This window comes from Flavobacterium sp. (assembly GCF_036405015.1).
GTDB lineage: Bacteria > Bacteroidota > Bacteroidia > Flavobacteriales > Flavobacteriaceae > Flavobacterium.
The window spans coordinates 1-10995 of the sequence record NZ_DASWYK010000139.1 but is presented as its reverse complement, the minus strand read 5'-3'; the positions used below and the strand labels follow the sequence as shown (position 1 = coordinate 10995).

The following is a 10995-nucleotide window of genomic DNA, read 5'->3' as shown; positions in this document are numbered from 1 at the left end:
TACCGTCTTTTCCTCTAGAGATTTGGTTTTGCATGTTTCCAAAACTAACTTGTGCATTAACAGCAAATGTGCTGATAAGTGTAATAAATAGGATATAAATCTTCTTCATGGCGGCTATAGGTTAAAGTTTAAATTGAATTTAATAGTCAGGTCTTGGCCTGTTTTAATTGTTCCAAGCATTGCTGTTGGTGATTTCATTCCGAAATCTGTAAAAGTGATTTTGTTAGATCCCTGTAGGTTTAAACCATCTTTTGTCACAGTTGTTTTTGCGGTAGTTTTATAAACTTTGCTAACTCCTGCAATGGTATAAGTTCCAGTTAACTCCCAAGTAGTTTCGTTAACTTTTTCTGCAGATTTCAGAACATATTTTATGTTTTTATTTTTGTCTGTTTTTAAAGTTTCGTAAGCTACTTTATCCATGCTTTTTTTCTCGCTTTTTACAGTTTCTGCAGGAAGTGTGATTGATAATGTTTCAATATCTGTTAGTTTACCACCTGCGATATTAAGTGATGCAGTTCCAGTTCCAGAAGCCGATTTCATTTCCCAGTCGTGAAGTGTTGAAGTTCCTGCAACAGAGAAAGTTGATTTGCTGTCTAAAGCATATGATTTTTGAGCTGTAGCAATTGAAGTGATTCCTAAAAAAACAGTTACTAATGCGAAGAATTTTAAGGTATTTGTTTTCATTTTTGTCATGTTATATTGTTATGGAAATAAGTTAATAAGTCGGCCAGTTTCTATTTAGTACTAAGAATGTTGTTTTAACTTGTATCAAAGATCCTTCTATAAATCAGAGGAATACATGATAAAAATCATTGTTAAAATTTTATTAAATAGGTATTTAATAACTACAACGTTTTCATTTTTTACGAAATCGATCACTAAGGCAAAAAAGAACGTATGATTTTATTAATGTGTGAAAATTTTAAGATTTTGAAAGTGAGAACTTCATCGAGAATTTGAAGTTTTTTAACACTCAAAAAGAGCTATTAGCTTAATACAATGTTGAATATTACCGTAAGATCTTTTCCGGCTTTAACAACACCAAGTGCTGCTTTTGGAGGTGCCATTTCAAAGTCGCCAAAAGTAAGCTGATTTGAACCTTGCAAAATAAAACTACCATTGCTTGCAGTTACTCTTACTTGAGTAACAAATTCTTTGCTTATTCCTGCAATAGTGTAAACTCCGGTTAGATTCCAGGTTGTATCATCGATTTTGACTGCAGATTTTAAAACGTATTCAATATTTTGATGGTTTTCTGTGTCCAAAGCTTCGTAGGCAACTTTGTCCATACTGGTTTTGTAACTTTTTAGACTTTCAGCTAATAATGAAATGTTCAAGCTGTTAATTCCAGTAAGTTTCGAATCTTTTATAGTTAAGTTGGCGGTTCCAGTTCCTTCTGTAGATTTCATTACCCAATCGTGTACGGTAGAAGTACCAGCAACTTCGAATGTTGAAGTTGCATTTACAGTATATGTTTTTTGAGCATTTACTTGCAAAGAAACTGTCGTAAAGACTACTGTTAATAGGATTGATTTAATTGTTTTCATCTTGATTATGTATAGGTTAATTTTAATCAGGAGAGTTCTGTAATGTGGTTGTGAACTAACCTTATTTCTTGGATCAAAATTATCGCTCACATAAAAGAAACGGAATGATAAAAATCATGGCTAAAGTTTTATTAAATTTTTATAGTAAAGGATGAATAGAAACGTTACAATAGATTTAAAACTGTTGTGAATAACTATTTCGATATCTAAATGTTTGTTTTTTATTGAGTTGTGTTTTTTTTGTGGAGGAGTAAAATGTTAGTTTTTTTTCAAATAGATTTTAAGAATGCATCTAAAAATCAAAGAAAAATCACAAAAGTGATTAACTTTGCAGCATGCAAATGGAGAAAAAAGACATAAGAGCCTTATCAAAAGAGCAACTTCGCGATTTTTTTGTTGAAAATGGAGATAAAGCTTTTCGCGGAAATCAGGTTTATGAGTGGTTGTGGAGCAAAGGAGCCCACAGTTTTGAAGATATGACAAATGTGGCAAAGACTACAAGATCGATGCTTGAAAATAATTTTGTGATCAATCATATCAAAGTTGATACGATGCAAAAAAGCAGTGACGGAACTGTAAAAAATGCCGTAAGACTTCATGATGGACTTGTAGTGGAGTCTGTTTTAATTCCGACCGAAACCAGAACTACAGCTTGTGTATCAAGTCAGGTTGGGTGTAGTTTAGATTGTAATTTCTGTGCAACAGCAAGATTAAAGAGAATGCGTAATCTGGAACCAGGCGAAATTTATGATCAGGTTTTAGCTATTGATAAAGAAAGTCGTTTGTATTACAATCACCCGCTTTCGAATATTGTTTTTATGGGAATGGGAGAGCCTTTAATGAATTATAATAATGTCATTAAAGCAATCGACATGATTACTTCTGAAGAAGGTTTAGGAATGTCTCCAAAACGAATCATGGTTTCGACTTCTGGAATTCCGAAAATGATCAAAAAAATGGCAGATGACGATGTAAAATTCAAATTAGCTGTTTCCCTGCATTCAGCAATCGACGAAACTCGTGCTCGCATTATGCCTTTTAGTAAAAACTTTCCTTTAAAAGATTTACGTGAAGCTTTAGAATATTGGTACAGAAAAACCAAAAGTAAAATTTCATACGAATATGTAGTTTGGAAAGGAATCAACGATGATAAAGCTTCGGTTGACGCGTTGGTGAAATTCTGTAAATATGTTCCATGCAAAGTTAATTTAATTGAATACAACCCAATTGATGACGGCGAATTCCAACAAGCCTCAGAAGAATCTATTATGGCTTACATAAAAGCGTTAGAAAATATTGGAGTAGTGGTCAAAGTAAGAAGAAGTCGCGGAAAAGATATTGATGCAGCTTGTGGACAATTGGCCAATAAAGAAGCATAAAACATTCCGTCAGGAATTTGGGATAGTTTGGAGGAAAAATACTCCGTTAGGAGTATCTCGTCGGTAGAAAAAAATATTGAACGTGAAAAGATGTCCCATCGGGACATTTGATTTAACAAATAAAAAAAGCATTAAAAACAAGAAATCGCTTGTTCTTAATGCTTTTTTATTGGGCAAAAAGGATACTATTTTTTCAAATCTATTTCTTCAGTAACTCCGTCTTTAGTAACTGTTGCAAGAGTATCACATTCTCCATTTCCGAAATCTAAAGTTGCCGAAGCAGTATTTTTAGTAATAGAAACAATTCCTTTAACTGCAAAAGATTTTCTACATGCAGCATTAAATTCTAAAGGAGTTGTAATTTCAGCCGAATAAGTATCTCCGTTAGGGAAAGTTGTTGATCCGCTTCCTGTAACCACAAAAACATTATCGTCCCAATCATACCAAGTATCATAACCAGAGGTCATTTCTTTAACCAAAGTTCCTTTTCTGGTATACACTTTTCCATCATCAAAAGTAATCGTTAAATCTATAGAAGCTGTAGAGACAGGGTGGGCGGTAACTAATATATTGGTTTCTTTAATGGTTCTAACGATACTTTTGCTTCCTTGAAGTTTCTTGCCATTGTGATAGAATCCTTCAAAAGTATAACTGATTGTTTGGGTTGAAGAACTGAAATCATTAGAAAAAGAAACAATCATTTTTCCTTTTACCGTATTTCCGTTATTCAAAGTACAGCCTTCTACTCCAAAATCTACTGTTTTTGTCCAGGTGTTATTGGTTAAAACAGTAGTTATAGTGGCACAGCTTGGAAGAAAATTCTTTTTTGGTCCGCTATATTTTGAGTTTATATTCAGTTGTGAGGTAAATTGATCTTCAGCAATATTGGTAACATCATCTACAGTGGCATCGATTTTAGAATTGGTGATAATCTCTTCATTTGTAATCGCTGTTCCCGATCCATCATTTGTTTTTTCATCAGAATTACAGCTGATGAAAAAAGACATAGTAATACAAGTGCTAATTAATAAAAATTTTGTTTTCATAAATAAATAGTTTTGGGTTCTTCTTTTTTAGTTAATGAATTCAAATCAGTATTAGTTAGAGCTATTTTTGGTGGTTGTTTTTAGATTAAGGCTTAAAATATTAAAATCCTAACCTAAAATACACAACGTATTTTTATTTAAAATAGTATATTTGGAGTCTAAATGAATATTACGTCTCAAATAAAGCAGCCTATTTTTAACGAGATGGAACTTTTTGAAAAGAAGTTCCATGAATCGATGACTTCAAAGGTTGCGTTACTTAACAGAATCACTTATTACATTGTAAACCGCAAGGGAAAACAAATGCGCCCGATGTTTGTTTTTCTGACTGCAAAAATGGTTTCTGGAGGCACGGTAAACGAAAGAACCTATCGCGGAGCTTCGGTAATCGAGCTAATTCACACAGCAACTTTAGTACACGACGATGTTGTGGATGACAGTAATCGCCGCCGCGGATTTTTCTCTATCAACGCACTTTGGAAAAATAAAATCGCCGTTTTAGTGGGAGATTATTTATTGTCTAAAGGTTTATTGCTTTCAATCGATAATGGTGATTTCGATTTATTGAAAATCATTTCTGTAGCCGTTCGAGAAATGAGCGAAGGAGAATTACTTCAAATAGAAAAAGCAAGAAGACTAGATATTACTGAAGAGGTTTACTACGAAATCATCAGAAAGAAAACAGCGACGCTTATTGCAGCTTGTTGTGCGCTTGGCGCGAAAGCCGTAATCGAAGATGATGCTCAGGTTGAAAACATGCGCAAATTCGGCGAATTGATCGGAATGGCATTTCAAATCAAAGACGATTTATTTGATTACAGCGAAGAAGCCATCGGAAAACCAACCGGAATAGATATTAAAGAGCAAAAAATGACTTTGCCTTTAATTCATGTTTTAAATACTTGTACTCCGCAAGAAAAAAAGTGGTTAATAAACTCCATTAAAAACCACAACAAAGACAAAAAACGCGTAAAAGAAGTGATTGCCTTTGTAAAAAACAATAATGGTTTGGCTTATGCCGAAAATAAAATGGTCGAATTCCAGCAAGAAGCACTTGCATTACTTCAAAACTTCGAAGATTCAGAATACAAAGACGCTTTGACTTTGATGGTGAATTATGTTATTGAGAGAAAGAAATAACCCTGTTTAATTAGATAGTCAGAAAATTTTTTAATTATATAATTGTTTTACTTTGTTGTAAATCAGTTAAATATTCTGTTGGTTGGAATTTGGAATTTATTTTTATTGAATTTTTTCCACCCTCATGCAACCATTTCAAATCGACAATCGTCTATGATAATAGAAGTCTGTTTCTAAAACCAAAAACCAAAGCGTATTAATGAAAATTATTTCGTTACATCAAGAAGAAACCAAAATCATAAAGTTGGCTGTCGAAAACAATCGTCAGGCACAACAGCAGATTTACGGCAAATATTCTTCTAAAATGTTAAGCGTGTGTCGTCAATATATAAAGGACATTCAATTGGCAGAAGATGTAATGATAACGGCTTTCATGAAAGTGTTTACCAACTTAAACAAGTTTGAACACAAAGGAAGTTTTGAAGGCTGGATCCGCCGAATTATGGTTAACGAATGCATTTCTTATTTAAGAGTTCAGAAAAAAGTAAAATTTGCCGAAGATGAATTTTTTGTTGAAGAAAGTTTCAACGAAATCGACAGCCAGTTTACCGTAGAACAAATTCAGTATTTAATTGATGCTTTGCCGGATGGCTACAAAATGGTTTTCAATTTATACGCGATTGAAGGCTACAAACACAATGAAATTGCCAAGATGTTAGGAATAAATGAAGGAACATCAAAATCGCAATTATCGCACGCTAGAAAAATGCTCCAAACACAAATTACTATTTTAAAAAAACAAGATAATGGAACCGAATAATTTTGAAAAGGATTTCCGTGACAAACTAAACCAACGCGAAATCGAACCAAGCAACAAAGCTTGGGATCGATTGGATGCGATGTTGAGTGTAGCAGAAGAAAAGAAACCAGCTAAAAAATCTAAAAGAAAATGGTTGTTTATCGCAGCAACTTTCATCGGATTTTTATTGGTTGGGACGCTATTTTTCAATCAACATAAAAATACAATTAAGACGCCAGAAACAGTAGTTGTGGAGAAAGAAAATGAAACTGAAACTCAAAAAGAATCGATTATAAATCCAGCTTTAACTACTGTGGATTCCGTAAAAACAGAAACTGCAATTGCTGAAAAAACTTCTCAAGAAAAAATAAATAAAAACGAAAAAACTCAGAATCAAATTTCAAATAAAATCATTAAAAATGAGTCAAATCAAATAGCGGAGTCTTCAATCATCATCAAAAACAATCAAGAAAAACAATCAACCAACAATTCAACTTTAATTGCTGAAACTTCTAAAAAAGAAAATGTTGATCAATTATTAGAAACAGCTGAAACTAAGATTTTAGCAGAAAATGCAGTTAAAACAAAATCAAAAATCAAAATTGATTCTAACGATTTATTAGACCAAGTTGACGGAGAACTGGAACTTTCTTTTAGAGAAAAAATGATTGCAAAAATCAATAAAAGTTACCATACCGTTAAAGTCGCTGTTGAAAATCGAAACATTAAAAATTAAATCATCAATCAAATCAATCAAAAAAAGTAATCATGAAAAATTTTACAATTTATCTATTTCTCTTAGTATTCCTATTTGTTACAAAAATGGTAGGACAAGAAACTTTTGAGAATAAAGCAAAAGCAATTGCGGTTAACATCGAACAAATTACAAATGAAGAAAAAGCTGCTTTAAAGAAGGAAGTAGATGAAGTTAATAATCAATTAGTAGAAGGAACAATTTCGAAAGAAGAAGCAGAAAAGAAGAAAAAAGATTTTGCAGAAAAAAGAGCTCGTAACATAGAAAATAGAGTGGCTCTTGAGCAAGAAAAACTGCAAGAATTGGTTCAGGAAAAAGTAGATGGCAAAGTGAACTACAACAAAGATAAAGGAACTGTTTTGTTAATTGGTACCAATAGCGATTCAATTAATCCGCATAAAACTGAAATAAAAATTCCGGCAATGAAAGTTTACGATAGTAAAGATGATAGAGTGAAAAGAGAATCTAAAAGAACAACTTCTCAATTTGTATTTGCAATGGGATTAAATAATACATTGTCTGATGGAAAACTTCAGGATTCGAATTATGATTTTATCGGTTCGCATTTTTACGAATGGGGTTTGACTTTGAATTCTAGAATATTAAATGACAACAATTTATTGCATGCTAAATACGGACTTTCATTAATGTATAACAATCTTCGTCCAACAGACAATCGTAGTTTTGTTGTAGATGGCGATCAAACTAATTTATTAACAAATCCGATACACTTAAAAGAATCTCGTTTTCGAAATGTGTATTTGGTAGTTCCTGTTCATTTAGAATTTGATTTTTCGAAAGACGGAAATCATGACGGGAAAAGTTATTACAGAACGCACAAAGGATTTAGAATGGGATTTGGAGGTTATACAGGAGTCAATGTAAAATCAAAACAGATTTTAAAATATGAAGACAATGATTATAAAACCACTCAAAAAACAAAAGGCGATTATAATGTAAATAATTTTGTTTATGGATTAAGTACTTATATAGGATATAAAGCAACAAGCCTGTATTTAAAATATGATTTAAATCCAATATTTAAGAACAATGTGGTAGACGAGAACAATATTTCGTTAGGTATTCGCTTCGATTTCAATTAAGAATAAAATTAAGTTTAGTTAGTAAAGAGCATCTCATTTTGGGATGCTTTTTTTGATTTAAAATGATAAAAATTCCAACAAGATTTACGTATTTTTGCAAGCTCTCAACTTTTAAAATTTGAATACATTTTGATTTCACAAACTACCATAGATTCTGTTTTTGAAACTGCTCGCGTAGAGGAGGTTATTGGCGATTTTGTGAATTTAAAACGCGCAGGAAGTAATTTTAAAGGTTTGAGTCCGTTCTCAGATGAGCGTTCTCCTTCCTTTATGGTTTCGCCTGCAAAAGGAATCTGGAAAGATTTTAGTACAGGAAAAGGAGGTAATTCCGTTAAATTCTTAATGGAACATTCACAGTTTACTTATCCCGAAGCTATTCGATATTTAGCAAAAAAGTACAATATTGAAATAGAAGAAACCGAGCAATCCGAAGCTGAAAAAGCAAACACAGATCTTCGTGAAAGTATGTATTTAGTTTCTGAATTTGCTGCCAAATATTTTCAGGATGTTTTGATTAATTCTGAAGAAGGAAAAGCAATTGGTTTATCTTATTTTAAAGAAAGAGGATTTACAAACGAAACGATTAAAAAATTCAATTTAGGATATTCTCCAGAAACCTGGGATGCTTTGACGAAAGAAGCCCTTGGAAAAGGATATAAATTAGAGTTTTTAGAAAGTACAGGTTTAACCATTCCAAGAGAAGATCGTCCGTTTGATCGATTCAAAGGCCGTGTGATGTTTCCGATTCAAAGTATGTCGGGACGTGTTTTAGGTTTTGGGGGACGTATTTTAACCAATGATAAAAAAGCGGCAAAATATCTGAATTCACCAGAAAGTGATATTTACCATAAAAGTAAAGTGCTTTACGGAATTTATCATGCAAAACAATCCATTGCAAAACAAAACAACTGTTATTTAGTTGAAGGGTATACCGATGTGATTCAGTTTAGTCAGGCAGGAATAGAAAATGTCGTGGCTTCATCTGGAACAGCTTTAACTCCAGATCAAATTCGTTTAATAAACCGTTTGACACGAAATATTACAGTTCTTTTTGATGGAGATGCAGCAGGTTTAAGAGCGGCTATTCGAGGAATTGATTTGATTTTGGAGGAGGGTATGAATGTTCGTGTTTGTTCTTTCCCTCAGGGAGAAGATCCTGATAGTTTTGCCCGTAAGAATTCGCATGATGCATTGGTTTCTTATTTAGAAGAAAACAGTAAAGATTTTATACAGTTTAAAGCTTCGATCTTAATGGGTGAAGCAAAAAACGATCCCATAAAAAAAGCCGATTTGATTCGTGATATGGTAGCGAGTATTTCTAAAATACCAGATCGTATTCAACGAGAAGTGTATATTCAGGAATGTGCGCGTATTATGGATATTTCGGAGCAGGTTTTGACGAGTACATTAGCACAGCTGATTCAAAAAGATATTGCTGACGCTAACAAAAAGCAAAAACAAGAACAAAGACCTTTTGAAGTTGTTAGAAATCAGCCTCCACAAGGAGGTACGTTTTCAGGAGGAGATCCAGAAGATCCAAGAACAGGACCGCCAGATGATTATCCTGGTGATTATGGTTATCCTCCAGAAGTACCACAAGCAGAAAAGGTTAATATTTTGGATGGCTTTGAAAGAAAAATTATTGAAATTCTTCTTTTATACGGAAGTGTCGTAGAAAACTTTGAAGACGTTTATTTAAAAGCCGATGAAGAAGGGAATGTAAAAGAAGTTTCTGAAAAACGAGAATATAAAGTATTTCAAAAAATATATTTAAGTCTTCAGGAAGATGAGGTAGAATTATCTAATGCTTTATTTCAAAATATTTACAGTAATATTATTGATTTCTATAACCAGAATGAGACTTTTAGTTTAGATAAATATTTGATGCATTTGGAACCTGAATTTGCTCAGGAAGTAACCAATATTTTGATGGAAGATGAAAGATTGACCATTCACAATTGGGAAGGCCAGAATATTTTTCCTAAACATAAAAGTGAAACCATAGAACAGAATGTTTCAGATACTATTTTTTCGATGCGATGGTATTTGGTTTCTGGAATTATTGCAGAATTGAAAAATTCACTTTTGAATGATCCGCAAGAAGATAATTCGGAAGTTTTAGGTATGGTTGTGGATTATTCTAAACTGTTGAATAATTTTTCGAAGAAATTAGGTCGCGTAGTAGTTCCATATCACTAAAAAGAAAAAACTCTATCTATTTGAGATATCAAAAAGATAGAGTTTTATAAAAGGTTTCGAGAAACTTAAATCTTAAGTTTTCCGATTTAGAATTAAATAATTTCTAAAGTCTTAGCTTTGTTTACTAAGTCAACTAAATTAGTAACATTTAATTTAGTCAATAATCTTAATTTGTAAGTACTGATCGTTTTTTCGTTCAGGTTTAAGATTTTAGAGATTTCATTGTTTTTCTTACCATCACTTAAATAACGTAAAACCTCGATTTCACGGTTAGAAAGTTTTCTGTACAGACGCTCACTTTTGCTTTGTTTCGCAATAAGGGCCATGTTTTTGCGTACTGTTTCGTTGATGATGATTTTTCCTTCTTGTACTTTAATAATAGAATGTCCTAGTGTTTCTAGTTTTTCTGTTTTGTGTACATACCCGGAAACTCCTGCTTTAATAGCGTTTGGAGCGTACATTTGCTCCGCAAGATCACTGAAAATAACAATTTTTGTTTTTGGGAAATTTTTCAGGATTGATTTGATTTCAAAGATACTTGAAAGACCTTCTAACTCTAAATCTAATATTAGAATGTCGATTTCCTTCGTCTGAAGAATATCTCTAACCATTGAAAAATTGCCGACATTGGCAACAATTGAAATTTGATCGTGGTCTTTAAAATAAGACTTAACGCCAAAGTGCGTAACAGGATGATTGTCTGCTAGACATACTTTAATCATAATTTTTACCTTTTTTAGAATTGTTCATGTTTTTGGAACTGTAAAATTAATAAATAAATTCTGTAGTTTATAGCTGACAAATGTTAAAAAAAATTATTTTAACGTTTTTGGTATTTCACACACAGGAATTGCTTCCATTTTATGCTTGTTACTGGTGTTTAATCGTTTATAAATTTCGAAGACAGATTTTTCTCTTCCTTCAAAATCAGATGCCGTCTTTCCTGACTCCGCGGCTAACATTGCCCATTCTAATTCATCATAACTTGCTCCCAATTGATCCTCATCTGTACGATTGTCTCCAAATAATCCGTCTGTAGGTGCAGCTGTTAAAATTGATTGCGGAATTTCTAAAAATTCTCCTAAAGC

General features: G+C 32.6%; 10 protein-coding genes and 1 pseudogene. 6 read left to right on the top strand and 5 right to left on the bottom strand.

Annotation, left to right across the window (positions count from 1 at the left end):
- Positions 1–114: 114 nt before the first annotated feature.
- Positions 115–684 carry a YceI family protein gene (locus tag VGE71_RS10635; RefSeq protein WP_331138312.1) on the bottom strand — a complete coding sequence of 190 codons (570 nt, stop codon included), beginning with the start codon at positions 682–684 and terminating at the stop codon, positions 115–117.
- Positions 685–986: 302 nt separating this feature from the next.
- Positions 987–1547 carry a YceI family protein gene (locus VGE71_RS10630; protein WP_331138311.1) on the bottom strand — a complete coding sequence of 187 codons (561 nt, stop codon included), beginning with the start codon at positions 1545–1547 and terminating at the stop codon, positions 987–989.
- Positions 1548–1882: 335 nt separating this feature from the next.
- Between VGE71_RS10630 and rlmN the strand changes: the two genes are divergently transcribed.
- Complete coding sequence (gene rlmN, locus VGE71_RS10625) at positions 1883–2926, top strand: 23S rRNA (adenine(2503)-C(2))-methyltransferase RlmN (RefSeq protein ID WP_331138310.1); 1044 nt, start codon at positions 1883–1885, stop codon at positions 2924–2926.
- Positions 2927–3111: 185 nt separating this feature from the next.
- Here the strand turns inward: rlmN and VGE71_RS10620 are convergent, their stop codons facing one another.
- The gene (locus VGE71_RS10620; RefSeq protein WP_331138309.1) at positions 3112–3972 is read right to left on the bottom strand and encodes a hypothetical protein; all 861 of its coding nucleotides are present in this window, start codon (positions 3970–3972) and stop codon (positions 3112–3114) included.
- A 162-nt stretch (positions 3973–4134) separates the two neighbouring features.
- On the opposite strand from VGE71_RS10620, the gene VGE71_RS10615 reads away from it, so the two are divergent.
- From VGE71_RS10615 to dnaG, 5 genes are all read left to right on the top strand, one after another.
- Positions 4135–5112 (top strand): polyprenyl synthetase family protein, encoded by a 978-nt coding sequence (locus VGE71_RS10615; RefSeq protein WP_331138308.1) that lies wholly within the window; start codon positions 4135–4137, stop codon positions 5110–5112.
- Positions 5113–5311: 199 nt separating this feature from the next.
- Positions 5312–5872: an RNA polymerase sigma factor gene (locus tag VGE71_RS10610; protein WP_331138307.1), complete on the top strand. Its 561-nt coding sequence runs from the start codon at positions 5312–5314 to the stop codon at positions 5870–5872.
- On the top strand, positions 5859–6587 hold the full coding sequence (locus VGE71_RS10605) for a hypothetical protein (RefSeq protein ID WP_144215342.1): 729 nt from the start codon (positions 5859–5861) through the stop codon (positions 6585–6587). Before VGE71_RS10610 ends, VGE71_RS10605 begins: the two co-directional genes overlap by 14 nt.
- A 32-nt stretch (positions 6588–6619) precedes the next feature.
- Entirely contained in the window at positions 6620–7708 is a 1089-nt protein-coding gene (locus VGE71_RS10600) for a hypothetical protein (RefSeq protein WP_331138306.1), read from the top strand.
- A 129-nt stretch (positions 7709–7837) separates the two neighbouring features.
- Positions 7838–9907, top strand: coding sequence for a DNA primase (gene dnaG, locus VGE71_RS10595; protein ID WP_331138305.1), 2070 nt, complete (start codon positions 7838–7840; stop codon positions 9905–9907).
- A 92-nt stretch (positions 9908–9999) separates the two neighbouring features.
- Here the strand turns inward: dnaG and VGE71_RS10590 are convergent, their stop codons facing one another.
- Both VGE71_RS10590 and VGE71_RS10585 read right to left on the bottom strand, forming a co-directional pair.
- Entirely contained in the window at positions 10000–10629 is a 630-nt protein-coding gene (locus VGE71_RS10590; protein ID WP_091492550.1) for a response regulator transcription factor, read from the bottom strand.
- A gap of 93 nt (positions 10630–10722) precedes the next feature.
- Positions 10723–10995: pseudogene (locus tag VGE71_RS10585) on the bottom strand (NAD(+) synthase); the annotation flags it as partial.